26 protein-coding genes and 1 pseudogene are annotated in these 24,331 nt (G+C 37.8%); 21 read left to right on the top strand and 6 right to left on the bottom strand.

The features are described 5' to 3' along the window. Positions 1-16: 16 nt before the first annotated feature. The 4 genes from QUE03_RS08445 to QUE03_RS08430 form a co-directional block, all read right to left on the bottom strand. On the bottom strand, positions 17-718 hold the full coding sequence (locus tag QUE03_RS08445; RefSeq protein WP_286267050.1) for an LrgB family protein: 702 nt from the start codon (positions 716-718) through the stop codon (positions 17-19). A gap of 1 nt (position 719) precedes the next feature. Further along, positions 720-1,094 carry a CidA/LrgA family protein gene (locus QUE03_RS08440; RefSeq protein WP_286267048.1) on the bottom strand — a complete coding sequence of 125 codons (375 nt, stop codon included), beginning with the start codon at positions 1,092-1,094 and terminating at the stop codon, positions 720-722. A gap of 174 nt (positions 1,095-1,268) precedes the next feature. Next, entirely contained in the window at positions 1,269-3,737 is a 2,469-nt protein-coding gene (locus tag QUE03_RS08435) for a S9 family peptidase (protein ID WP_286267046.1), read from the bottom strand. A 156-nt stretch (positions 3,738-3,893) separates the two neighbouring features. Next, the gene (locus tag QUE03_RS08430) at positions 3,894-5,114 is read right to left on the bottom strand and encodes an EAL and HDOD domain-containing protein (protein ID WP_286267044.1); all 1,221 of its coding nucleotides are present in this window, start codon (positions 5,112-5,114) and stop codon (positions 3,894-3,896) included. Positions 5,115-5,366: 252 nt separating this feature from the next. Between QUE03_RS08430 and QUE03_RS08425 the strand changes: the two genes are divergently transcribed. Continuing rightward, positions 5,367-7,640, top strand: a complete 2,274-nt coding sequence (locus tag QUE03_RS08425; RefSeq protein WP_286267042.1) for a YgiQ family radical SAM protein — start codon at positions 5,367-5,369, stop codon at positions 7,638-7,640. A 77-nt stretch (positions 7,641-7,717) separates the two neighbouring features. Here the strand turns inward: QUE03_RS08425 and QUE03_RS08420 are convergent. Next, positions 7,718-7,825: pseudogene (locus QUE03_RS08420) on the bottom strand (short chain dehydrogenase); the annotation flags it as partial. A 289-nt stretch (positions 7,826-8,114) separates the two neighbouring features. Between QUE03_RS08420 and bla the strand changes: the two are divergent. The 5 genes from bla (at position 8,115) to QUE03_RS08395 (ending at position 11,886) form a co-directional block, all read left to right on the top strand. Continuing rightward, the gene (bla, locus tag QUE03_RS08415) at positions 8,115-8,828 is read left to right on the top strand and encodes a subclass B1 metallo-beta-lactamase (protein WP_286267041.1); all 714 of its coding nucleotides are present in this window, start codon (positions 8,115-8,117) and stop codon (positions 8,826-8,828) included. 54 nt (positions 8,829-8,882) lie between these two features. Continuing rightward, on the top strand, positions 8,883-9,341 hold the full coding sequence (locus QUE03_RS08410; RefSeq protein WP_286267039.1) for a nuclear transport factor 2 family protein: 459 nt from the start codon (positions 8,883-8,885) through the stop codon (positions 9,339-9,341). Between the two features lie 70 nt (positions 9,342-9,411). Next, positions 9,412-9,603: a hypothetical protein gene (locus QUE03_RS08405; protein ID WP_286267037.1), complete on the top strand. Its 192-nt coding sequence runs from the start codon at positions 9,412-9,414 to the stop codon at positions 9,601-9,603. A gap of 40 nt (positions 9,604-9,643) precedes the next feature. Continuing rightward, positions 9,644-10,198 (top strand): GNAT family N-acetyltransferase, encoded by a 555-nt coding sequence (locus QUE03_RS08400; protein ID WP_286267035.1) that lies wholly within the window; start codon positions 9,644-9,646, stop codon positions 10,196-10,198. Positions 10,199-10,299: 101 nt separating this feature from the next. Next, positions 10,300-11,886, top strand: a complete 1,587-nt coding sequence (locus tag QUE03_RS08395) for an ABC-F family ATPase (protein WP_286267033.1) — start codon at positions 10,300-10,302, stop codon at positions 11,884-11,886. A 71-nt stretch (positions 11,887-11,957) separates the two neighbouring features. Here QUE03_RS08395 and QUE03_RS08390 read toward each other — a convergent pair whose 3' ends face one another. After that, on the bottom strand, positions 11,958-12,920 hold the full coding sequence (locus tag QUE03_RS08390; RefSeq protein ID WP_286267031.1) for an integron integrase: 963 nt from the start codon (positions 12,918-12,920) through the stop codon (positions 11,958-11,960). Between the two features lie 259 nt (positions 12,921-13,179). Between QUE03_RS08390 and QUE03_RS08385 the strand changes: the two genes are divergently transcribed. From QUE03_RS08385 to QUE03_RS08315, 15 genes are all read left to right on the top strand, one after another. Then, positions 13,180-13,710 (top strand): hypothetical protein, encoded by a 531-nt coding sequence (locus QUE03_RS08385; RefSeq protein ID WP_286267024.1) that lies wholly within the window; start codon positions 13,180-13,182, stop codon positions 13,708-13,710. Between the two features lie 1,048 nt (positions 13,711-14,758). Then, a complete protein-coding gene (locus QUE03_RS08380) occupies positions 14,759-15,073 on the top strand; it encodes a hypothetical protein (RefSeq protein WP_286267029.1) in 315 nt (104 codons plus the stop codon). A gap of 141 nt (positions 15,074-15,214) precedes the next feature. Further along, positions 15,215-15,808 (top strand): hypothetical protein, encoded by a 594-nt coding sequence (locus QUE03_RS08375; RefSeq protein WP_286262024.1) that lies wholly within the window; start codon positions 15,215-15,217, stop codon positions 15,806-15,808. Positions 15,809-15,914: 106 nt separating this feature from the next. Then, the gene (locus QUE03_RS08370; protein ID WP_286267027.1) at positions 15,915-16,655 is read left to right on the top strand and encodes a DUF2335 domain-containing protein; all 741 of its coding nucleotides are present in this window, start codon (positions 15,915-15,917) and stop codon (positions 16,653-16,655) included. After that, entirely contained in the window at positions 16,648-17,007 is a 360-nt protein-coding gene (locus QUE03_RS08365; protein WP_286267026.1) for a hypothetical protein, read from the top strand. Before QUE03_RS08370 ends, QUE03_RS08365 begins: the two co-directional genes overlap by 8 nt. Before the next feature lie 118 nt (positions 17,008-17,125). Further along, positions 17,126-17,656 (top strand): hypothetical protein, encoded by a 531-nt coding sequence (locus tag QUE03_RS08360; RefSeq protein ID WP_286267024.1) that lies wholly within the window; start codon positions 17,126-17,128, stop codon positions 17,654-17,656. A 124-nt stretch (positions 17,657-17,780) separates the two neighbouring features. After that, positions 17,781-18,335 carry a nucleoside/nucleotide kinase family protein gene (locus tag QUE03_RS08355; protein WP_286267022.1) on the top strand — a complete coding sequence of 185 codons (555 nt, stop codon included), beginning with the start codon at positions 17,781-17,783 and terminating at the stop codon, positions 18,333-18,335. A gap of 105 nt (positions 18,336-18,440) precedes the next feature. Continuing rightward, complete coding sequence (locus QUE03_RS08350) at positions 18,441-18,815, top strand: hypothetical protein (protein ID WP_286267019.1); 375 nt, start codon at positions 18,441-18,443, stop codon at positions 18,813-18,815. Positions 18,816-18,934: 119 nt separating this feature from the next. After that, positions 18,935-19,288 (top strand): 2OG-Fe(II) oxygenase, encoded by a 354-nt coding sequence (locus QUE03_RS08345; RefSeq protein WP_286267017.1) that lies wholly within the window; start codon positions 18,935-18,937, stop codon positions 19,286-19,288. A gap of 116 nt (positions 19,289-19,404) precedes the next feature. Then, the gene (locus tag QUE03_RS08340) at positions 19,405-20,013 is read left to right on the top strand and encodes a hypothetical protein (RefSeq protein WP_286267015.1); all 609 of its coding nucleotides are present in this window, start codon (positions 19,405-19,407) and stop codon (positions 20,011-20,013) included. Between the two features lie 95 nt (positions 20,014-20,108). Then, entirely contained in the window at positions 20,109-20,804 is a 696-nt protein-coding gene (locus QUE03_RS08335; protein WP_286267013.1) for a hypothetical protein, read from the top strand. 113 nt (positions 20,805-20,917) lie between these two features. Then, a complete protein-coding gene (locus tag QUE03_RS08330) occupies positions 20,918-21,289 on the top strand; it encodes a hypothetical protein (RefSeq protein ID WP_286267011.1) in 372 nt (123 codons plus the stop codon). Positions 21,290-21,458: 169 nt separating this feature from the next. Then, positions 21,459-22,445, top strand: coding sequence for a HEPN domain-containing protein (locus QUE03_RS08325; RefSeq protein WP_286267009.1), 987 nt, complete (start codon positions 21,459-21,461; stop codon positions 22,443-22,445). Positions 22,446-22,543: 98 nt separating this feature from the next. Beyond that, positions 22,544-22,954, top strand: a complete 411-nt coding sequence (locus QUE03_RS08320) for a hypothetical protein (RefSeq protein ID WP_286267006.1) — start codon at positions 22,544-22,546, stop codon at positions 22,952-22,954. A gap of 926 nt (positions 22,955-23,880) precedes the next feature. After that, positions 23,881-24,315, top strand: a complete 435-nt coding sequence (locus QUE03_RS08315; RefSeq protein ID WP_286267004.1) for a hypothetical protein — start codon at positions 23,881-23,883, stop codon at positions 24,313-24,315. Positions 24,316-24,331 lie beyond the last annotated feature (16 nt).

The following is a 24,331-nucleotide window of genomic DNA, read 5'->3' as shown; positions in this document are numbered from 1 at the left end:
ATACCCCCACTCTAACTTAGGCCAATAAATTTAAAATAATGGGAATTAGGAGAGGGCTAGCGATGGCCGTTATCACTGCTGATAAAATTAGCGCTAAAGATGAATATGCACCGTGATTACTACTTACCGGGGTGATAGTTGCTGTGCCTAATGCATGACTGGCACACCCTATTGCCAAGCCTTGTGCCTTAGGGCAATGAATTCCAGTTAGATGAAGAAAGCGCAACCCAAACACACCACCAACAATGCCTGCTATGATGATGCCAACAGCCGTAATAGCAGCGATACCACCAATATCTTCGGTTAGTTCAAGTCCTATCGGTGTAGTGACCGACTTCAGCGCTAATGAAACCGCAACTTCTTGTGTATTTAAAATTAACACTGCTAAGGTAACATTTACTATCAGCATTATTGAAATAGCTAAACAAAGTGTTTGAATAATAACTTTAGCATTCGATTTTATCGTTTGTAATTGCTGATACAGCGGGAAGCCTAATGCGACAATAGCCGGTTCTAACAAATGGCTAAATATTTGAGTGTGCTGATAATATTGCTTAAACGATATTTCATTGGCGATTAAAAGTGGGATAATCACAAGCATGCTCAACATCATTGGGTTTAGCCAAATCTTACCCAGTTTTTTTTGCACAAAAACAAATGCCTGATAGATCACAATGGTCATCATACAATAGAAAATAAACTGCCCGATAAATACCATATCACTGACCTTTCAATGTGTGTCGCTGATAAAGCCAGCCAACAATAAACATCAGCAATAAAGTGGAGCTGATCGCCAGTAACAACATAACAGGACCATCGTGTTTTAACAGATTAAAATGCTCCATCACCCCCACGCCGGCAGGTACAAAACAAACACCCATGTGCTTTATTATCCAAGCAATAGTTGCTTTCAGCTTTTCAGCATCGATCCAATTAAGCTTAAGCCCTGTTGCCAATACAATCATGCCAATGAGACTTGGCGGTATTAACGTGACAATCATATTAATACCATACCCCACAGCTAAGCTCCCTCCTATAGCAAAGACACTATAAAGATGGTTAACAATGTTCGATAATGACCAAGGTCTATTCATTTTATCCACTGGAGTTAATTGGTGAAAAAAGCAATATTTTATGCGTTGAATATATACACAAAACCCAAAGGCTAGCGCATCTGTTTAGAGTATTTATACCATAAAAAAAGGCAATAGTTATATTGCCTTTTAAATTTCGAATGATAAATTCACAATTGAATTTCAATTTTTAAATTACAAGTTTGTTTCAAACAACTTATAAATTCTTCGATATTCATCTAACCAAGAACTCGGCTGTACAAAACCGTGTGGTTCAACTGGGTAAATTGCCGTTTCAAAATTTTGCTTTTCAAGCTCAATCAAACGTTGTACTAAACGCACTGTATCTTGGAAAAATACATTGTCATCAACCATAGGTGCGTTGATTAATAATGGTTTATTCAATCCTTCCGCAAAATAAATAGGAGAGCTGCGTTCATAAGCTATTTTATCATCCTCAGGCGTATTCAATATGTTAGAGGTATATCCGTGATTGTAATACGCCCAGTCTGAAACTAAACGTAGTGCAGAGCCTGATTGAAAAACCTCAGGTTCTTTAAATAATGCCATCAGGGTCAAAAAACCGCCGTAAGAGCCACCGTAAGTACCAATACGATTTTCATCTACATTTGCTTCATTGACTAACCATTGCACGCCATCAAGCATATCTTGCACTTCCGGCTCACCCATATGACGATATATTGCCGTGCGCCAGTCTCTGCCATAACCTTTAGACGCGCGATAGTCCATGTCAATAACCACGTACCCTTGTTGGGCGAGCATGTTATGGAACATAAATTCTCTAAAATAACCCGACCAACCTAAATGAGAGTTTTGTAAATAACCCGCGCCGTGGTTAAACATAACCGCGCGATATTTCTCTCCGTCCTTTTTATGTTCTTTAGGTAAATAAACACGAGAATACACGGGTAACTCTTGATGGCTTGAAGGTACAGGCACCACATTAGGAGCAGTCCACGGCATTGCCAAAAACTCATCTGACACCGTAAAAGTCAGTCGTGTTGGCGTTTGCCCTGCTTGAGCTCGCTGAACATAAAGCTCTGGCGGCATGGTGAGCGATGAGTACTCTAGTAAAAGTGTTGACTCGTCTGGGCTTAATTTAAAATCAACCATGCCATCCAAATCGGTTAATGCCGTAAATTGCTCGCCATCAACATTGACTGAATATACTTCATAAATACCGGGATGCTTCATGTTGGCTTTAAAGAAAAATTGACTCGCATCTTTTGACAGTATGACATCACTGATTTCATACTCGCCCGATGTAACTTTTTTGGCCTTACCCACTAAGGATTTGGTATAAAGCTGTGAATAACCTGACTCTTCCGATAAATAAAACAAATGATTGGTATTACCCAGCCAACCAAATTCATTAAACCGATTATTCACCCAAGCATCGTCATGTAACCTGTGCTGTGATACCAGTTTATTCTCGAATAAATTTACAGACGTTAACCAGCGATCTTTGTTGTCCCACGCTTCAAGCAAAATGGCAACTTGCTGTCCGTCTTCACGCCACTGAATTGGATTTCTGGCACGCATCACATGAATATTACGCGGGGTATTTTTAACTTGGTAGCTCTTTCCTTCACGGGCATAATTTTCTTTGCGAACGTCAGCTAAAACATCTTCGTCAAAACCAGGAAGTTGCTGATACGAGAGCGGAAATTTTTGACCTGACTTTAAATCAAGAAGAAACAGAGATTCTTGATATTTACGATTATCCGCAACCCTCGCTCTGACTCGTTTTGCGTGAATATTGCCATCATCTGAAATATAGTTAGGCATAATGTCTGTTTGACTACGACTAGACTTGCTACTCGCAACACTGACAATCATTTTATCGCCGCGGGGAGATAGGCTGGCATGCACAACTCTATTGCCTGCACCTAGGTAAAACTCAGTTTGCGTTATGGTCGAGTTTCGCGATTTTATTCGCTCTTTTTGCTCATTTTTTAATGCTTTATTACGCTGTTGTAGAGCAACATAATCAATTAGAACGTGTTGTTCTTTGGCAATATAACTGCGTGTACTCTGGCTTTCCGTATTATCCGCACTCATCACCAAGCTAGCAAGTTCTCGCACACGGCTCGTTGCTAAATCATGCTCAAAAAACTTATTCTTAACTCGATAAGCGACATTACCATTGACTAGAAATACTGGAGTTTTTTCAATAGCCGACGTATACGTCAATTGAAGCGTGGCTTGAGTCGCAAGCTCTTTAAGGAAAACATTACCTTCATAAATATAAACGGCATGAGTACCAGCATTATTCAGCTGTGAACTTGTGTCAGCTTTAACATGTAGCTGCGCAAGTTTGACTCTTTCTGAAGCAGTTTGTGTGGTAGCCGCAGTTGAAAATAAGTCATAAACGGGGCTGCCTACTCTTTTTTGCTTATAATAAATGGTTTTACTGTCGTCCCCCCAATACCAATCTTTTGGAGAGCGTGCGATCCAATCAGGATCTGACATAATTTTCTCTAAAGTAATTTCAGTGTTGTTGGAAACTTCGGTGTTATTTGCGAGTACCGTTTGAGCTTCACCATCAACAATTTCAGGAGATGAACTGGGGGCACTTGCCATATTTGATGCGCAAGCACTTAATGACAGCGTTATCGCTAGGGGGATCAGTAGTGTTTTCATAAGCCTTTATTAATATTCACGTTTATACAATTAATATTATTCTAAAGGCATCTCAAAAAAAATGCGGCGTTTTACGACCAGAAGCAATTAGCAGTCGACCAATTACACGCTGTTAACCATTTAAAGATAAAAACAGCGTGACAACAAACTCATTGCTTATGAAAATGATCCATTTATATCACTACACCAACGACAAGCATCTACAAATGCCGAATGAACTTGTCCACCTTCTAAATTATTAGACTGAAGCTTTTCGTTAATGGTTTCATCATCGCCGTTTACATAGTTTTGAATTAATGAGAGGAAAATACCTAATTTTCCAGTACCATGTAAAAGTGCCTCTTTAATGGGCTGCGCTACAGGCATGGTTGCCAAAATTTCGTTTAAGGGCATTTTAAGTATTGCTTCAATTGAGCTTAATAGCCCCGTTATGAACGCATACTCAAGCACATCTTTAAAGCTGCTTTTTCGAGCTATTTCATGCATGAGTTTACCAATAATCAAGGCTTGTTTAGCGGCTTCTTCTGTTTGCTCTGACGACAATTTTGACAACGCTAAAATAGAAACAAACTGTTTTAGTTTTTCTTCACCTAAATAGGTTGCAGCTTGCTTTATGGAAGTTAATTCAACCTGTGTGCCAGTTGCCACGTTATTAACCATTTTTAACAAGCCAATACTTAAATTTACGTCGTGGCTGATAATTTCGGCAATCGCTTCAAAGTTCAATGGTGTCTTAAAGGTTTCACTCATCAAATTCAGCATTTGCGTCTTAAATGGTGCTAAAGTTTTTCCTTCAATCATTTCAGGTCGATGATAGAAAAAACCCTGATAAAAATTAAAACCAATCTCAGCCAACGACTGTAACTGCAAATTAGTTTCAACCTTTTCTGCCACCAACTTAATGCCATGCGCTTTAGTGCGCATCATCACTTGCTTTAAACGTTTAGGGTTAATTTTCTCAATATCAACCTTAATCAGACTAATGAACGGGAACAGCACGTCCCACTGTTCATCCAAGTTATATTCCGTTAGTGCGACCTTATAACCTTTCTCATGATAAAATTTTGTGATTTTAAGAAGGCGCTCTGACGTTGTGGTGTGCCCTACCAACTCAATCACAATACTGGAAGGATCAAACATCAAAGGATATTTATTAATTAAACATTTTTCGGTGAAATTAATAAAAGCGAGCTTATTCATGCTAATTGCAAGAATATCCCCATGAATGTGATTTTCAACAATGAGTTTAGAACTCGCAATATCAGGATCTATCTCAGGAAATTCGTTATTTTGGCTATCTCTGAATAGTAGCTCGTAGCCAATCGTTTTGGCATTACGATCTAATATGGCTTGCCTTGCAATATAGGTATTATACATTTGTTTATTTTAAGTTATTAATCATTAAGTATTTTAAGTACGCACTGTATCAGCATAACAAAGTATACTGAAAAGTGAATAACACGTTACATAATTGTAACCAACTAGCAGTATTTAATTGCGTAAGTGGTAAGAAATACAAAAAAATACGTACTAAAGGGTTAAATTTGCTATAATCGCGCGCCCGATTTCGAATGTTTGGCTTAACTATACTAAGAATTCTCGGGAAGTGTTAAATTTTAAGGTGAGTAGATGATCCCATTACCGAAAACAGCATTGTTTGACTATCCAAAATATTGGGCTGAGTGTTACGACGCAGCGCCATTCTTCCCTATGTCTCGTCAAGAAATGGACGAATTAGGATGGGATAGTTGTGACATTATTTTAGTCACCGGCGATGCCTATGTTGACCACCCGAGTTTCGGCATGGCGATCATTGGTCGAATGCTTGAAGCACAAGGCTTCAGAGTTGGCATGATCGCACAGCCTGATTGGCAGTCGAAAGATGAATTCATGAAACTGGGTAAGCCCAATTTATATTTTGGTGTAACCGCCGGCAACATGGACTCAATGATCAATCGCTACACCGCTGAACGCCGTATCCGTCATGACGATGCCTACACACCTAATAATGAAGGTGGCAAACGACCTGATCGCGCTGTTTTAGTGTATTCCCAACGTTGTAAAGAAGCCTACAAAGACGTACCTGTTGTTATAGGTGGTATTGAAGCATCGTTGCGACGAATAGCACATTTTGACTACTGGTCTGAAAAAGTCAGACGCTCTATTTTATTCGATGCCAAAGCTGATATTTTGGTTTACGGTAATGCCGAACGTCCGTTGGTTGAAGTCAGCCATCGTATCGCTAACGGTGAAGATATCTCAACGATCACCGATGTTAGAGGCACAGCTTTTTTAACAAAGCAGGCACTACCTGGCTGGAAAGGCATTGATTCAAGATCAATCGACAAGCCCGGTAAAATTGACCCAATTTTAAGCCCTTACACTGACACAACAAAAACTAGTGAATGTGACAGCCAGCAAAATAAGGCCGTTACTGTCGACCCAAGTGAAGATGTGACTAAGTCAGCTCAGCCTATTGAATTGACCGAGTATCGAAACAAAACATGGAAAAACAAAAGCAAACCTTGGGAAACAACGTACATTAATTTGCCAACGTTTGAGCAAGTTAAAGAAAACAAAGTACTGTACGCACATGCGTCTCGTATTTTTCACCAAGAAGTAAACCCTGGCTCTGCTAAACCGTTAGTTCAACGCCACGGTGATAGAATCATCTGGTTAAACCCGCCAGCCTACCCGCTCAGTGAAGAAGAAATGGACGGTGTATTCGGATTACCATACAAACGTGTGCCTCATCCTGCCTATGGCGACGCTAAAATCCCAGCATATGACATGATAAAAACGTCAATTAATATCATGCGTGGTTGTTTTGGTGGCTGTACTTTCTGTTCAATTACAGAACATGAAGGTCGAATTATTCAAAGTCGCTCAGAAGAATCCATACTCAATGAAATTGAGGACATCAAAGAAAAAGTGCCTGGATTTACGGGTGTAATTTCTGACTTAGGTGGCCCAACGGCAAACATGTACAAGCTCAATTGTATGAGCAAAAAAGCGGAAGCAACCTGTCGTAAACCGTCTTGTGTTTGGCCAACCATTTGTGGTCATTTAGATACAGATCATACACCAACGATTAACTTGTATCGCAAAGCAAGAAAAATTAAAGGCATTAAAAAAATTCTTATTGCGTCAGGTGTCCGTTATGACTTAGCAGTAAAAGATCCTGAGTACGTTAAGGAGCTTGCAACTCACCATGTTGGTGGCTATTTAAAAATTGCCCCAGAGCATACCGAGGAAGGACCTTTGAACAAAATGATGAAGCCTGGCATGGGCAGCTATCATGAGTTTAAGCAAATGTTTGACAAGTTTTCAAAACAAGCAGGCAAAAAGCAGTTCTTGATCCCGTATTTCATCTCTGCACATCCGGGCACAACTGAAATGGACATGATCAATTTAGCTCTTTGGCTAAAAGAGAATGACTTTAAGCTAGACCAAGTTCAGAACTTTTACCCGTCGCCATTAGCCAACGCGACAACTATGTATCATACCGAGCTAAATTCGCTTAAAAACATCAAGAAAGCGAATGAAGCGGTTCCAATCCCTAAAGGGACAAGACAGCGTCGATTACATAAAGCTATTTTGCGTTACCATGATCCGGCTAACTGGCCCATTATTCGTGAAGCAGTCACTAAAATGGGACTAGCTCGTAAACTCATTGGCAATAAACCTGGCTGTTTAGTGCCAGCTGAAACACGCGGCGAACAAAACCACCAGCATTATAAAAAAGGCGGTAAAGGCAAAAATAATGCCCAAGGTTTTAAACGTTCAGAAGGTGTCAGTGGTCACAGTAAACCTAAGTCACGTAACGGCAAACAAGGATTAACACGGTTCTCAGATAATCAATTTGACGATCGTAAGCCTAAGGCGCCAAAAAAGCGAAGATAATCGAAAAAATCAAAAAGCGTTAGCTCTGTAGTGAGCTAACGCTTGCTGGTTTCACAAACTGTTGATTACGCTACGCATCAACAAAAAAGTACTTCACCCGTTATAAAACCGTCCACTGAACGTTCGAACGCTTTTCCACCCAATGCTGACGGTAGCGGCTCAAATCCTGGCATCATTTCACCGTAAGTTCTCACGCTACACTTTAGAAGCTCAGCGCAAATGGGTCATCTCAAAGTTACAAGCTAGCTAAGACTAGTTGTTAAGTTAAATATAACGAATGGACTAACGTAAATTGTAAAAGTGTATGTGTATACAACAATTGCACTGTTTATCAGTGAATAACTCGGTTACTTTATACCCATACTGAATGCATCTTTTGAAAAATGAATACAAACTTAACGTTAACATCTATTTCACCTCTGGCACGTACCAGCAATCTTTTAACAATCATTAACGAGTAGAGCCGTTTCACATATGAAATTTATAGTTTTATTTCTGTCAGTACTTTCTTGGTTAAGCATGGCAGCAAGTGAAGCATCTAATCTAAAAATGGTGCAGCTTACAGACAACGTATATCAGCATATCTCATACAAGGAGGTAGCTCCGTGGGGCTTGGTTGGCGCGTCAGGGTTGGTGGTTATTGACGGAGAAAACGCGCACATAATTGACACCCCATGGACAGTGGCTGAAACCAAACAACTTCTGCAATGGATAAAGTCAAAAAACCTTACCGTGAAATCCAGTGTTGTTACTCATTTTCATGAAGATGCCAGCGGCGGCATGTCGCTTCTAAACGAATTAAATATCAAAACGTATGCCACTGAGCTAACAAACACGTTACTGAGTGAAAATGAAAAAGAACCTTCAAACCACGTTATTACTAAAAACACTTTTGAGCTTGTTCCCGACTCTATTGAAGTGTTCTACCCCGGCGCTGGCCACTCACAAGATAATATCGTGGTATGGCTACCACAATCCAATATGCTGTTTGGTGGTTGCTTTATTAAGAGTCTGGGGAGTAAAAGCTTAGGATACACGGGTGATGCGTCAATACCTGATTGGCCAAAGTCGATTAGCAATGTCATTAACAAGTATCCAAACATCAAAACGGTAGTACCAGGACATGGTAAAGTCGGCAATAAAGCATTGCTGCATCACACCGCGCAAATGACGTTAAAAAAAATCTAACAAATAGCGCCAAATAACAACGCAAACCATCGCAAAACAACTAAGGACAGCTTTATGTATCGCACCATTACCCTACTGTTATCAATGCTATTGTCCAGCCACGTAATTGCTGTTCAGGTATCCGATTCCGATAAAGTTAAAAGAGCCGTGCTTGATTATATTGAGTCTCAGCACAAGGTAGCCCCTGAGATGATGAAAAAAGGGCTGGATAAAAAATTAGCTAAAAGAACGTATTGGCAAACAAAAGATGGCGCGGAAACCATCATGGAAACCGACTTTGACACTATGGTGTGGGTGGCGGATAACTATAATAAAAATGGTGACAAGTTCCCTGCACAGCCAAAAATTGATATTAAAATATTCGACATAGATAACCGCGTAGCGTCAGTAAAACTAACGGCTGACGAATGGATTGACTACATGCATCTAGTTAAAAATGACAACGGGGAATGGAAAATACTGAATGTACTTTGGCAATATCACGATGATCAAAGACATAAAAGTAAGAAATAAGCTGTCATAATAAATAACAAGCAACAACCTACCCTTTAATTAGATAGATTTAACTCATGAAACGGAGTACATGATGAGAATTAGTTTCGCGATATTGTGTATATTATTATTGTCGTCGTGTGTTTACTATGGCACATCAAGAGACGTTGATTTAAGCAATAACAACAGCGCAACGTGCACCAAAGGTTCAACTAAACAGAACAAAGAATGCCACGCTGAATTAAGAAAGCTCGAAGAAGCTATCAAAGAGCGCACCAAGTAACATATGTCATATTGCCCTGCTAATCACTGGTTAACAAATCATGACAACAGTTACTGAACCTACCCTAACCTTCGAGACACTCTCACTCAAGCACCTTGATTTACTGCTTCAATTTGAATCAGAAAACAAAGCTTGGTTTGAGTCATTGATCACACCAAGACCTGCAAGTTTTTACAGCACAAGCGGCATAGAACAACATATCATTCAAGCCGAAAAAAACATGAAACGTGGCAGCCACTATTCAGGAGTGTTAATTCATCAAGGTTTTATTGTTGCGCGCGGCAATTTAAAAGATATTGAAACGCAAAATCATATCTGCAGTGTAGGCTACCGTGTTGCAGAGCATAGCATTAACAAAGGGTATGCAAGTTACTGCCTAAAAGCACTGCTTGAGCGCGCTAGGACTACTTATTCAACTCGAACGATACACGCACAAGTACTTGAAAATAATCCCGCTTCAATCGCTGTATTAAAAAAGCTAGATTTCACCCCCTATTCCTTTGAGCCAAATTTTATTACGTTAAATGGCAAGGCATTGGGCTGCACAACCTTTACCTGCCGATTGCTGCCAGTAACAGCCCATTCGAATTATTAGCAAAAATTAATCATTTTGCTCTACTTTATCTTCATCAAGCATGACTTCAGCTTGTAGTGTCTGTATAATCGCGCGCATTATTTTTATTGGTAGATTTATACATGCTTATAGCAAACAACATCACGCAACAATTCGGCGCTAAGCCATTGTTTGAAAACATTTCACAAAAGTTTGGCAATGGAAACCGATACGGTTTAATTGGTGCGAATGGTTGTGGTAAATCAACCTTCATGAAAATTCTAGGTTACGATTTAGACCCTACCAGCGGTAATATCTCACTTGATCAAAATGATCGCGTCGGTAAACTTCGCCAAGACCAGTTTGCCTTTGAACAATACAGTGTTGTTGACACGGTTATCATGGGCCATACCGAACTATGGGCGGTAAAGGAAGAACGTGATCGCATTTACGCTTTACCAGAAATGAGCGAAGAAGATGGCATGCGCGTTGGTGACTTAGAGTCAGAATACGCTGAAATGGATGGCTACAGTGCAGAAAGCCGCGCTGGTGAATTATTAATGGGTGTAGGTATTCCCGTTGAACAGCATTACGGCTTAATGAGTGAAGTGGCTCCTGGTTGGAAGCTTCGTGTACTGCTGGCACAAGCACTGTTTGCTGATCCAGACATTTTATTACTGGATGAGCCAACCAACAACTTGGACATTCACACCATTCAGTGGTTAGAAGACACGTTGAACGAACGTGAATCGACCATGATTATTATTTCGCATGACCGTCACTTCTTAAACTCTGTGTGTACACACATGGCCGATTTAGACTACGGTGAATTACGTGTATTCCCAGGAAACTATGACGAATATATGTTGGCATCAACCCAAGCACGCCAACAACTTATTGCCGACAATGCCAAGAAAAAAGCCCAAATTGGTGAGCTTCAAGCCTTTGTTGCACGTTTCTCAGCGAACGCGTCAAAAGCGAAGCAAGCCACTTCTCGCGCTAAACAAATTGATAAAATTCAATTGGCGGAAGTTAAAGCCTCAAGCCGTGTAAACCCATTCATTCGTTTCACGCAGGAAAAGCAATTATTCCGTAACGTATTAGAAGTAGAACACCTAAACAAAAGTTTTGACGACAACCACGTACTAAAAGACATTAACTTCATGGCTGAAGTGGGCGAACGTATCGCGGTAATTGGTGAAAATGGTGCGGGTAAAACCACGTTCTTAAGAACGTTAATGAGCGAATACGAACCAACGTCAGGTAGCTTCAAGTGGTCTGAAAACCACAGCATCGGCTATTACGCGCAAGATCACGCACATGAATTCGAAGAAGACATGACGGTATTTGAATGGATGAGCCAATGGCGTAGCGCTGAAGACGACGAACAAAGCATTCGTGGTTACTTAGGGCGTTTATTGTTCTCTGCTGACGACATTAAAAAGTCAGTTAAAGTACTATCAGGTGGTGAACAAGGTCGCATGTTGTTTGGTAAGTTAATGATGCAAAAACCAAACATCTTATTAATGGACGAGCCAACCAACCACTTGGATATGGAATCTATTGAGTCACTAAACATGGCACTAGAACAGTTTGAAGGCTCTATCGTATTTGTATCACACGACCGTGAGTTTGTATCAAGCCTTGCAACCCGTATTATTGAATTAAAAGAAGACGGTTACGTTGATTTTGCAGGTACTTACGAAGAGTACTTAGCGTCTCAAGAGTAACTTAAGCGCATAACTAGCCTAATAGAAAACGCCCTACTTTGGGCGTTTTTTTATGTCACTGTAAAACCGCGTTATAAATCATCCAAGGGGCTTTTTACACCGTTAGCTCCTTGTTCTATTACATGAGTGTATATCTGTGTTGTACGAATGTCCGTATGACCAAGCTGTTCTTGTATGGTTCTGATATCTGTACCACGTTGAAGCAAATGTGTAGCAAATGAATGTCGCAAAGTATGACAGGTCACCTGTTTATTCAAACCTGAGGCAATTCTTGCCGATTTAATCGATTTTCGTAATACGGTGTGATCAATATGATGACGCCTGATCTCTCCAGTTTCAGGATCAGCACTTAACCTTGTAGACGGAAACAAGTAATGCCACCCAAATTCAAATCTAGCGGTAGGGTTTTTTCTTCCGTATCCATACGGCAAATATACGCCCGCGTATTCCTGTTTTGAAATATCCTTATTGAAATGCACTTTTGCTAATTCTATTTGTGTTTTTAATTCGCTTACAAGATCTTTTGCCAATGTTACTCTTCTGTTTTTCCCTCCTTTGCCTTGCCAAACACATAGAGAATGGTAATCAAAATCAATATCTTGCACACGTAGCCTTACTACTTCCATAAGCCGTAAGCCACTGCCATACATTAATTTACAGGGTAGTTGATAAGCACTATTAATTTGATCTAGTAATGTCGCAACTTCAATTTTTGTAAGTACAACAGGTAACTTTTGCTGATTTTTGGTTCGATTAAAACTTAAAGATAAAGTTAATGGGTTACCAACAACAAACTTATATAAATACACTAATGCATTTAACGCTAAAGCTTGAGTTCTTGGGGCCACATTCAACTGATTACTTAGAAAGCTTAAAAATGCCTCAACTTCGTGGTTATGACAATCGTTAGGATGCTTTTTATGATTAAAATTAATAAAACCTTTTATCCAGTAGGTATACGCTTCTATTGTACGCTTCGCATACCTTCGCGCCCTCATTTGCTCCTCCACAAAACGTAAATAAGGTGATTTCATTTATTTTTCTCTGCTCACAAAAACAACTGTATATAAATACAGTTTAGCATAAATCCTTCTTTCCGCGATGAAAGCGCGCATTTTGCGCGCTTTCACTCAACGAATCACTACAAAAAACAATTTAACTGTATGACTAGCAAAGAAAAGCTGATTAAGCTAAATTATTAAGTAATTAATAAATCAAGGAAGATAAATTGTAGAAAGCGCGCAATTTGCCTTCTAATAAGCTGTTATAAGCCACAGGAAGTTTTGCGTTAACATGGTCGTTTCGAGAATCCTAAAATTAGAAAATCGTCAAGTGAACCTCTGGGCTTTAGTGGCGTTTTTCGTTATCGGTGTTTTAATCGAACTGGGTTTGGGTGTTCATTCATTTATCTATCTTTGCTTACTCGCTAGTTTTGTATTTTCTGAAAAACTAGATCAACAATACTTCCAAGATCCCAATGATTTGGGTGAGTACTCTACTGAGTATTTACCTTCTTTATATCGTGCATTCATGGCTATCTCCTTTGTCGTTTTAGCTTATTCGCACTCAGCTCAAATCACATTGGATATTGCATTTTTTATTCTGTGGTCTTTGGGTTATTCATTGCTTGGTTTTACCTCCACTTTTGTTCCTAAAAACGGTTTCAAAATTGGCGGTAATTACAAAGTAGCTCAGGTTTACTTTTTTATATTCTTATTAATTAATATAGTGTTAATCTATTGGTTAATTAAAAATTTCTCTGGTTTTAATTGGTTAAGTTCAGTAATTACAAAACCGTTAAGCTTGGTAGCAAGTGGCTTATAACAAGTCATTAAAGCAGGACAAAAAACAGTTGGTTTTTGCTCCTTCGTCGCTTATTTTAACCAACTATTTTTTGCCTCTTAATGAGGCGTTAGGTTTTCAAGGAAGAGTAGTGAAGATTCTCAAAAATATTTTAAATGTCATAATCACAGCTTTGGTCATGTGGTTTGGACTTTTAACTTTTATATCTCTTATAAGTACCTATGAAGGTGATAATCAAATGGGTTGGCTACCGTTAGCATTGCTCACAGGTATTTTGATCTTCTCTTACTTTCTAAATAAACCAAATGGAAATAAAATTCAGCTAAGCTTTTGGCAAGCCAAATGGAAGCTTTCTACTTTCGTGTTGGTATATTTCTTATTTCTCGCGAGCTTATACTCTGTTCCAACCCTTGAAGCATTTTTTCACTCGGGGTTAATGTTAGGGCCAGTTCACATTTCCGTTGGTATGTGGAGTACCGTAATACCAACAGTTATCATTGTAAGGTTTGTACTAAGTAAAATATGGTGCTGCCCCGCTTGTTATGTGCAATTACCATTTCTAGCACTAAGTAATAGTAAAAAGGCTGGCTTTTCAATGCAATCATGTCCTCATTGTAGTGAGGAGCTAGTAAAAACCTAACAAGGCGCTCAAGAACGGACAAAAAACAGTTGGCTTTTGTTCACTACGTTCACTATTTTAGCCAACTACTTTTCGCCGCTTAGCGTGGCGTTAGCAGTCTTTATCTTTAAGTGTAAAAACATGGATTAGTTTTTAACGAATAAAATGGATTTTCATATCATGCAATTCCTCGTTCAAATCAATCTTTTTACATTTATCTTAAGTCGCCCTATTCTTAGCGCTTCTTTTTAATTAAGGTAAAGTCATTAAATTAATCAGTAGCTTATAAATAGTTTAAGCGGTAAACCGCTCAAGTTTATTTGTAAACTGCTAACAAGGCATTCAATCGGACAATTTACAGTTGGCTTTTGTTCGTGCCTCACATATTTTAGCCAACTATAAATAGCCGCTTAATGCGGCGTTATGTTTTTCTCAAGTGTTGTGGAATAAATGGATTTAGCAAAATATCAAAAAGTAGAAATAGCTGTATTAGGTTTAATAGCACCGTTATCACTACTCACGTACACTATTCTATTGCTGCTATCCGGCGAGGCTGTTTTCTGGGGGCGTAATGCTACCATCATTTACCATTCTAACGATGCATATTTTGTATCACTACTCTGGTTTGGTGTCGTTGGTTGTATGTTCAGTCATTTTTTCCTGCGTCCATTAAAACTTATCCAATATAAACTTAGAAAATTAATTCTATATTTTTCAATGGTGTTAGTTTGTTCTGGTTTGTTGTCGGCAATAGTTTTAGTATAAAAAACATAACAAGAACTTAAAGAGGGACAAAATAAAGTTGGCTGTTTTGTTCACTCCGTTCACTTATTTTAGCCAACTCTATTTTGCCCCTTAAGTGGGCGTTATGCTTTTCTCGAAGTTTGGTGTAAGGAATTAGTTTAAGTGAGCAATATTTTTAATGATGTTTCCGATTTTGAATCACGACTTAATTTACCAAAAGACTTTTATCGAGACTTACTAAAAGAAGATGATTGGTCATTTATTATCAAAGTTAGTGCTTTATTTGAAGCTGCCACAACTCACTTATTAGCTATTCGTTTTAGAGCACCTGAAATTGAAACTGAATTAGCATTCTTAGAGCAAGCTAATCCACGCAACGGGAAAATTGTACTTCTTGAAAAAATGGACGCTATATATAAAGAACAGGCTGGTTTTTTAACAAAACTAGCTAATTTGAGAAACCAATTAGCTCACAAAATTGAAAATGTAAATTTTAGCTTTAATGATTACCTAACCAAAATGGATAAAAATCAAGCTAGCGCTTTTGTTAAATGGGCTGGTCACGGAGTGGTAGAAACTGCCGAATACAATGGCTCTCATATCACTAGACACGACTTCGTGACTAGTAACCCAAAGATTTCTATTTGGTTAACAGCGGCAGAAGTTTTGGCTTGTATGAATATAGATATTCAAGGTGTAGAGGCAAGAATTAAAATAGAAGCGTTTGGGTGGTATAAAAGCATAACAAGTCATTAAAGCAGGACAAAAAACAGTTGGTTTTTGCTCCTTCGTCGCTTATTTTAACCAACTATTTTTAGCCTCTTAATGAGGCGTTAGGGGTATTAGCCAATATTGGAGTCATATGGATATATTTTTAAGTTATACACATTCTAATTCAGAATATGCTAAAAAAATCACACAAGATTTGTCTAATGCTGGGCTTTCTGTATGGTTCGACAAAGAGCAGTTAGGAGTAGGTGAAAATTTAACCGACTCAATCACAAAAGCTATTAGAGAAGCCTCTACTTATTTGGTGCTAGTATCTACTGATACTGTAACTAGTCCTTGGTTTTCAACTGAACTTGCGACAGCACTAGCAACAAAGGAGCATTTTCCTGAGCGAAAAATTATTCCTGTAATTACAGATGCTGATGTTGAATTGCCTCCATTTCTTAGCCAATTTTTGGCAATTGACCTATCATCTGAAGAAAAGTATAAGCATTACCTACCAAAGCTACTTGAGGCTCTAAAAAGGGAATCTGGTCCTATCCCTCCCCCTAATATATTGAAAGAGTACGAAAATATTGTGCCTGGTATGGCTGAGCGGATGCTTTTAATGGCTGAAAAAGAGCAACTTAATCGTTGGGAGAAAGCAAAAGTAGAGAAACATGGGAAAGCTTTTAGTCTCTCTTTGCTTGCTGCACTATTAGGCGTTGTATTTATTGCTGCAATGACGGCATTTGGTCAAAATATTTTCTCTGATGATATATTCAAGTACTTCACGGGCATTCTTATTGGTGCATTAATCCCTAGTGTTTTTGGTTATTTAATCGATAAACCAGAAAGCAAACCGAAATCACTTCAAGGAGATAAGCATGACTGATATAACAGCCAATACAATCGCCTTAGAAAGTGCAATTGAGCGACTAAGGCAAGAAAGAGAAACGTTTAATCATCAACTCGCTCAAAGTGATCGATGGTTTATTCTTCGTTTAATAATGGGGTATGTTGCTGTTATATTATTACCTACAGTTGCAGCAATTTGTGGGTACATGATACTAAATCCTACAGAGTATTCATCAACGTCAATTACAGCTGCATCGGGAGCATTATTCGTAGATGTATTAGGTCTGCTAGGCGCGGTATGGAAGGTCGTATTAAATCCAGAGTCTGTATCTAAAATATCACCTGTTTCATCAAGCAAACCGATAGATAAATTTGTTGATAATAATTAATCCCCCTAACAAGTTGCTTAAACGGAAAAATAACAGTTGGCTTTCGCTTCGCGATTATAGCCATCTATTATTTTCCGCTTAGCAAGGCGTTATAAGCCACAGGAAGTTTTGCGTTAACATGGTCGTTTCGAGAATCCTAAAATTAGAAAATCGTCAAGTGAACCTCTGGGCTTTAGTGGCGTTTTTCGTTATCGGTGTTTTAATCGAACTGGGTTTGGGTGTTCATTCATTTATCTATCTTTGCTTACTCGCTAGTTTTGTATTTTCTGAAAAACTAGATCAACAATACTTCCAAGATCCCAATGATTTGGGTGAGTACTCTACTGAGTATTTACCTTCTTTATATCGTGCATTCATGGCTATCTCCTTTGTCGTTTTAGCTTATTCGCACTCAGCTCAAATCACATTGGATATTGCATTTTTTATTCTGTGGTCTTTGGGTTATTCATTGCTTGGTTTTACCTCCACTTTTGTTCCTAAAAACGGTTTCAAAATTGGCGGTAATTACAAAGTAGCTCAGGTTTACTTTTTTATATTCTTATTAATTAATATAGTGTTAATCTATTGGTTAATTAAAAATTTCTCTGGTTTTAATTGGTTAAGTTCAGTAATTACAAAACCGTTAAGCTTGGTAGCAAGTGGCTTATAACAAGTCATTAAAGCAGGACAAAAAACAGTTGGTTTTTGCTCCTTCGTCGCTTATTTTAACCAACTATTTTTTGCCTCTTAATGAGGCGTTAGTTTGCAATCGGGTTCTGCCACACTAGGATAGTATGAATAACACAAAAGTAGTTGCGGTCAGTGGAGCATCTGGCGCAGGAAAAACCACCATTGTTAAACAACTAGCTAATGAGTTTGATTGCCCATTTTTACTTTTTGATGATCACACTGATAAAAGTACATACCCTCAAAATATGAAAAAATGGCTAAAAAATGGAGCAAACGTTTCTCTAATTAAAACGCCAAAATTTGTCACTTCATTGGAAAACTTAATTTCAAAAAATTGCAGTCGTTATATTTTTATTGAAGAGCCATTTGGTAAAGAGCGTGACTCTATGTCGTCTTTAATCGATTACGTTGTTTTGTTAGATCAACCTATGGAATTGTGTTTAGCCAGGATTATCAGAAGACACACAGAGAGCCCGAGTGAATATTCAATAAATTCAATATCAAATTACTTAAATAAATACGTAGAATACTTTAGAGAAATCTACGTAGACGCTACAAACCAAGTTAGAAGAAACTCTGATTTAATATTTCAAGATGTAGTTTCAATTAAAGACACAACCAATTATATTAGTAACTGGTTGAAAAGTAATGCAAACTAACAAGGCATTCAAACGGACTTTTAACAGTTGGCTGTTTTCACTCCGTTCAACATTTTAGCCAACAATTAAAAGCCGCTTAATGTGGCGTTATATGTTGCGAGAGTTATGAGTACTTGGCGAAGGAAAGCATTAGAATTCTTACCTCAATTTCGAATTGAAATTGAAGGTGCAGATACTGTTGGTTATCTTTGGGTAGAAATATCTAGTAGCTTCTATCATGCAGTAGAAAGTGGAGAGCAAAACTTCATTGATGGTACTTTAAAATATTTGATTTGGTCTCTTAGCGATAATTCTGGAGAGGAAGCAAAACAAGCGGTTAGTTGTGGCTTTCTTGAAGACATAACTTCAAATAGAAAACACTGGCAGTATTTTTCAAGTTGGTTTACAAAAGCACAGTTCGAGCAATATAAAGGTTCATTTATGTATGCTCTCTCAGATAAAGAGTTAAAAGAACTTACCGATGTGTTTTATGCTCGGTAAATCAACATATAACAAGCTAATAAATAAGGACAAAAAACAGTTTGCTGTTTTCGTCCCTCAACATTTTAGCAAACAATTTTTTGCCCATTATTAGGGCGTTAGGTGTTTCGAGAGTCTGTATGTCTTTTCTGAGTAAATTATTCCGTTGGGAACGAGGCAGGCAAAAATCGGGTTACGATAAGATGCTACTTTGCGGAGCAATGTGGCCTATAAAATTTGATACTTATTTGCTTAAATTCCCTGAAGGAAGTGAAATATCTCCGCATACGGATAAAGTTGTATCAGGTAAACATTATCGATTAAATATCGTATTAAAAAACGCAGATGAAGGCGGTGAGTTTATTTGCTCTAATCCCATTTACGAAACAAAACGGATTAAATTTTTTCGTCCTGATGTAAGCGAACATCAAGTTTCAAAAATTGTAAAAGGTAACAGGTATTTACTTAGTATTGGTTGGGTAAAAAACACCTAACAAGCTGTTCAAGCGGGACAAAAAACAGTTGGCTGTTTTCGTTCCTCAACATTTTAGCCAACTAAATTTTGCCCCTTAACAGGGCGTTAGGTTTACTTCGGGGTTGGATATAAATTTTGAGTATTGTGTTAATAGTTTTTATTACTCTCTTAATTCTTTATATGCTTAATCAAGCAATAAATTTGGGAAATTTAAAACATAAACTTATATTAAAGGTTTTCTCTATTGGTTGTATTATTTGTGGTGCTGGTGCACTGTTAACAACAATAATATACTTCAGCATGCAGTCTACTCCCATAGATGTTGAGTGGCCTATTGAACATTCTGAAAATGCTATAACGTTAAAGAACGATCTAATTATAGTGCCCCATAGCTACTTCCCTCGTGTTCAGGTTTACAATAAGTCATTAGAGTACATTAGAGGTTGGCGTATTACTTCTGGAAATACATTCTGGTTGATTCCCGCTAGTGATGATACTTTTTATGTTCAAACAGCTAGAGGAAACCACCAGTACCTATTTAATGTAAATGGTAAGTTGATTTCTTCTGAAACTTATATTGAGGAACGTTCTGCTCCAGAAGCACTGCGATCAAATATTAGTTTATCTGTACCAGTGTATTTAACTCTATTTATGAACCCATTTTACATGGTAGGGTTGTTTGCGTTTGGGATGTTTGTTTTTGTAAGCTTACGTGTATGTAAACCTAACAAGAAAATAAACTAGGACACGTAACAGTTGGCTACGTTTCGCTTCGCTACACAATTTTAGCCAACCATTACTTAGCCTGTTATTTGGGCGTTAGCTATAAGGAGTTCTAGTTGGGCATTCGCATCATGGATTTTATTGAGAAATCTAACAAGGTACTGCTATTTATCGCAGCGATAATTGTAATTATTGCAGTTGGCAAAAGTATTATTAGTGACTTTTTTAGAAAGGATTACTCTGAACCTAAAGTTCAAGTTATAGATCAGAGTGATGCTGATAAAGAAGAGCAAAAGCCTAAGCTAGAAAAAAGGTATGTTGGTAAAATTAAAGATGTTCATATCTTAGAAATAACTTCGGACAAAATAATAGAAGAACAATCTTATAGTTCAAATGCTGAGATGATGATCGTTTCGTCGTCATTAAATTTAAGTAGTAATGCTGTCAATTTGATGTTTACTAAAGCAGGTGAAAAGAACCATCTTTTATTCGAGAACAATGCACTTATTGTTGAGTTTTCACCAATCCAATTAAAAGAAACCGAATATCGTAATATTTTAAGTAAAAACATCTATTCTGTAGCAAAAAAAGATACGAACAAGGATGGTTTTCTAAACCAAAATGACAAGAAAGAGTTGTTGGTTTCAGAATACGATGGTTCGCACTTAAAGTCTGTCATGGATAACATTGAAGGTTATCAAATAATTAGCAATGATATGGTTTTGGTTTATACCAAGGAGTCAAGTGATACGATCTATTACACTTTTAATGTTTTAACTAGTGAGTTAACCAAGCTTGATACAAACTTATAGCTAACAAGTTACTCAAAAGGACGCAAAAAGCTTGGCTTGCGCTCCTTCGTCGCCAATTATAGCCAAGCATTTATGCGCCCATTAGTAAGGCGTTAGCACTCAAAGGAGTTAATTTGAATTCTCAGCATGAACTAAGTGAAATGAAAAGTGAATCACTGGCAACTAAATTTGTTAGAAGTACTTATGTAGCCCGTTACGTTACCGTTTTGATAGGCTTTGTTCTATCTATTACTCTAATATGGCTTGGGTATACATTGACGCAACAAGAGCTTGATATTAAAACTATTAACTCTGCTACTGAAAGTGAAATATCGTTGGATTTTAAAGCAACCAAATTTGCGTTAAAAAATACAGCACCTGGCTTATTGTTGATAATATGCGGTACTGTTATAGCCCTAACTACGATCCGAAAAACCACATGGGTTAAATCCCAGTGGTCAGACAAAGAGAATGCTATACCAGGTTATACAGAATCAAAAGGCTAAGTGCTAACAAGTCACTCAAAAGGACAAATAACAGTTGGTTTTTACTCCTTCGTCGCTTATTTTAACCAACTATTATTTGCCTCTTAGTGAGGCGTTATGTTTCTAATTGGAAACTTCATCTACCGTTCAGGTATGTTAGTTTTATGAAAGTATTTTGGAGTAACCTTCTGTGTTTAAAGAATCATGGTTAGGGTATGTTTTTGTTGAAGTTGATGATTCTTTTTTCATCGATGACATTGTACTGTGTGAAGGCGTTTCCCTAAGAAAAGCAAGACTTGAAGAGTTAAATTTGCATCTGGATCATCATTTAGATGGATGGTGGAAATTACGTGGTGGAAATGCAAAATGCTTCGCATATTCAAGGACAATTACCGAAGGGAATCATACAAAGCCGTTATATGACAAAAAGCAGTGGAAACAACTGGTCGTTGAGTGTACCAATACCAATATTACCCCTTCTCAATTAAACTATGTTTTTTCTTTGTCAAAAGCGGATTTGAGAATCGGATATGTTTGTTTTGACAAAAAGTCGCACTCAAATCCATGGACTAGCTGGCCTCAACTTGGAAAATGGAGTGAAAATGATCCTTTCACAACAAAAGAAAAAATCAGAATTGAGGATTTAGAAGAGTTAAAGATAAACATCAATGCCTTTGTCAATTTAAACCTTCAAGATGACATGCACCAAAAACATTTAAGATTGGTACATATGTTTAACTACTTGGATAATATGGTTGACTCAAGTCCATTCAAGTATCTCGGTTACTTTTCTATAATTGAAGGCATTCTGACTCATAAGCCATCTGGAAGTGATAATGTTGACTCAATCCAGAAACAATTAATTCGAAATGTAAAACTGATAAATAACAGAATAGTTTGTTCTGGCCGCTTAGGTATTAATTATGAGTTGTTTAATACACCTAAAGCAAAAACAATTTTTAGTAAACTATATTCGCTACGAAGTTCAATAGCACATGGGAGCGACTATGAAAAATCAATCGGTGATATATTAAAGATCCAAACTATTAAACATGATAATAAATACGGGGCGACTAGGCCTCTATTCTATTGGATACGTGATTTAGCAAAGTCACTTTTAATGTACTCATTTATAGAGCCACAGCTTTACTTAGACTTAACTGATGATGGCAAATAGAATCTAGACGAAACATAACAAGGCATTTAAACGGAACTAAAACAGTGGGTTACGTTCCGCTTCGCTCCACAGTATAACCCACAATTTTAGTCCGCTTAATGCGGCGTTATATTGCTAATGGAGTCAGCATCAAATTGATACACTTTTCCTTTATTTCATTAGAAGATTTAAATTCAACGGTTTTAAACTCACTAGAAGATCGCTATGAACTAGAATATGTTTTGACTTTCGAGACAGTTGAGGAACTTAAAACATTCGTCGAACTTTTAGGTGCTGAGCTTGTAGAAAGCCCATTTCTAAACCACCAAGACGTAGACTCATCCTGGTTAATTAACGGTGTTCTTAAATCATTTAGCGAACCTGAATTTGAATCCTTTTATCAAAAATGGATAGCTTTAACTGGTCGCGATAATAATATGGATGAGTATGGGCAATTAATATGTTTTAATAGTTCCGTTAGTAAATTAAACAAAGAAACTCATAGGGTTGTGTTGCAAAACGCAATATAACAAGTCATTCAAAAGGACAAATAACAGTTGGCTATTTGCTCCTTCGTCGCCTATTTTAGCCAACTATTATTTGCCTCTTAATGAGGCGTTATGCGTCAGCCGCGAATTCGATTTTAATTGTTTTTCACGGTTCGTATTTTACAAAGAACATCGCACTTGTTGCCTTTTCTTTGTTTTGGTTATTTACGTGCCAAATAACTCTGTTTCAGCTTTTGGCCAAACAGTTTTTCGCCAAGGTAAGTTTGGTTATAAACGTCACTTTATTTAAGTGGCTCAAAATTCACGGTTTGGTGTGTCGCGCTGCGTGGGAGTGTTTTACTTCTACGGTCGGGTTGCCACGAAACCTTATATAAATTGCGTTGTTTGTGGTAATCACAACCAGCGCATAACAAGGCGCTCAAACGGAAAAATTACAGTTGGCTGCGCTCGTGCCTCGCACATTTTAGCCAACCGCATTTTTCCGCTTAGCTTGGCGTTAGTTGCCCCCTAAATTCTTACTTTACTATTTTAGCTTTGTTAATTTCAGTCAGCTTTTCGCGCGTAATTCTTTGGCGTGGAAGATATTGTGGCTATCAGTTAATTAGTTGTAGGATTCCCCAGTTTTCGCTAGTAAGTTTTGTGGGTAACGCTAAGTGGCGAATAACCTTTTCGGCGTTTCTTCACTTATTTCTAGCGCCAAATGCTTAGCTCTTTACACCAAGCGTTAAGCTCAAAGGTAAAGTTGGTTTGTTATGGCGGGGATGTTTTTTGTTTTACTTCAGTTAATCAATAAATTACAGTTGGCCACTGGTTTGGCGGTTGCAGTTTACTAAACAACTAACAAGCCAATTAAGTGGGAAAATTTACAGTTGGCTTTTTTCGCTTCGCTCAACATTTTAGCCAACTTATAAATTTCCCCTTATTGGGGCGTTATAACTACTTTGAAAATGGAGCTTCAAATTAAAGCCTGGATTTCTTCAATAATATTTCTTGTTGTGGGTGTAATTATTGGCTCGCAGCTTAGATTTGAAACTACAAATAATAATCTTGTTGTACCATACATTGTGCAGCCTGAATGTGAGACTGTATTATCGGACATCCTTTCAAAACAGGCACAAATGTATAATGCATCATCTGTTTTAGACTTTTCTCCTGATATTAAAAAAGTCATTATTTTTACTGGTACAGAGGCTCAATATGAGCGTTGGATTAACTTAGCTAATGAAAAGTCTAATAGTTGTAATCGCAATGTATTTACCAGCTTTGACATTAAGCAGCATTTAAGCTCAGAGCTACAGGAAACTCTTTCTAAATCCAGAGCTAAAAATATATTCATTGACGGTGAACGTATCAATGTTTACTTTAGCGATGGTGCTAGGTAGTTATAACAAGCTGTTT

It is taken from the genome of Thalassotalea atypica (assembly GCF_030295975.1).
GTDB classification, from domain to species: Bacteria; Pseudomonadota; Gammaproteobacteria; order Enterobacterales; family Alteromonadaceae; genus Thalassotalea_F; species Thalassotalea_F atypica.
This window is presented reverse-complemented; position numbering and strand designations above follow the sequence as displayed.

Bases quoted from the DNA above. Each gene is read 5' to 3' on its own strand.
- QUE03_RS08445 (WP_286267050.1), bottom strand. From the start codon at position 718: ATGGTATTTATCGGGCAGTTTATTTTCTATTGTATGATGACCATTGTG.
- QUE03_RS08440 (WP_286267048.1), bottom strand. From the start codon at position 1,094: ATGAATAGACCTTGGTCATTATCGAACATTGTTAACCATCTTTATAGT.
- QUE03_RS08435 (WP_286267046.1), bottom strand. From the start codon at position 3,737: ATGAAAACACTACTGATCCCCCTAGCGATAACGCTGTCATTAAGTGCT.
- QUE03_RS08430 (WP_286267044.1), bottom strand. From the start codon at position 5,114: ATGTATAATACCTATATTGCAAGGCAAGCCATATTAGATCGTAATGCC.
- QUE03_RS08425 (WP_286267042.1), top strand. From the start codon at position 5,367: ATGATCCCATTACCGAAAACAGCATTGTTTGACTATCCAAAATATTGG.
- bla (WP_286267041.1), top strand. From the start codon at position 8,115: ATGAAATTTATAGTTTTATTTCTGTCAGTACTTTCTTGGTTAAGCATG.
- QUE03_RS08410 (WP_286267039.1), top strand. From the start codon at position 8,883: ATGTATCGCACCATTACCCTACTGTTATCAATGCTATTGTCCAGCCAC.
- QUE03_RS08405 (WP_286267037.1), top strand. From the start codon at position 9,412: ATGATGAGAATTAGTTTCGCGATATTGTGTATATTATTATTGTCGTCG.
- QUE03_RS08400 (WP_286267035.1), top strand. From the start codon at position 9,644: ATGACAACAGTTACTGAACCTACCCTAACCTTCGAGACACTCTCACTC.
- QUE03_RS08395 (WP_286267033.1), top strand. From the start codon at position 10,300: ATGCTTATAGCAAACAACATCACGCAACAATTCGGCGCTAAGCCATTG.
- QUE03_RS08390 (WP_286267031.1), bottom strand. From the start codon at position 12,920: ATGAAATCACCTTATTTACGTTTTGTGGAGGAGCAAATGAGGGCGCGA.
- QUE03_RS08385 (WP_286267024.1), top strand. From the start codon at position 13,180: ATGGTCGTTTCGAGAATCCTAAAATTAGAAAATCGTCAAGTGAACCTC.
- QUE03_RS08380 (WP_286267029.1), top strand. From the start codon at position 14,759: ATGGATTTAGCAAAATATCAAAAAGTAGAAATAGCTGTATTAGGTTTA.
- QUE03_RS08370 (WP_286267027.1), top strand. From the start codon at position 15,915: ATGGATATATTTTTAAGTTATACACATTCTAATTCAGAATATGCTAAA.
- QUE03_RS08365 (WP_286267026.1), top strand. From the start codon at position 16,648: ATGACTGATATAACAGCCAATACAATCGCCTTAGAAAGTGCAATTGAG.
- QUE03_RS08360 (WP_286267024.1), top strand. From the start codon at position 17,126: ATGGTCGTTTCGAGAATCCTAAAATTAGAAAATCGTCAAGTGAACCTC.
- QUE03_RS08355 (WP_286267022.1), top strand. From the start codon at position 17,781: ATGAATAACACAAAAGTAGTTGCGGTCAGTGGAGCATCTGGCGCAGGA.
- QUE03_RS08350 (WP_286267019.1), top strand. From the start codon at position 18,441: ATGAGTACTTGGCGAAGGAAAGCATTAGAATTCTTACCTCAATTTCGA.
- QUE03_RS08345 (WP_286267017.1), top strand. From the start codon at position 18,935: ATGTCTTTTCTGAGTAAATTATTCCGTTGGGAACGAGGCAGGCAAAAA.
- QUE03_RS08320 (WP_286267006.1), top strand. From the start codon at position 22,544: ATGCGGCGTTATATTGCTAATGGAGTCAGCATCAAATTGATACACTTT.
- QUE03_RS08315 (WP_286267004.1), top strand. From the start codon at position 23,881: ATGGAGCTTCAAATTAAAGCCTGGATTTCTTCAATAATATTTCTTGTT.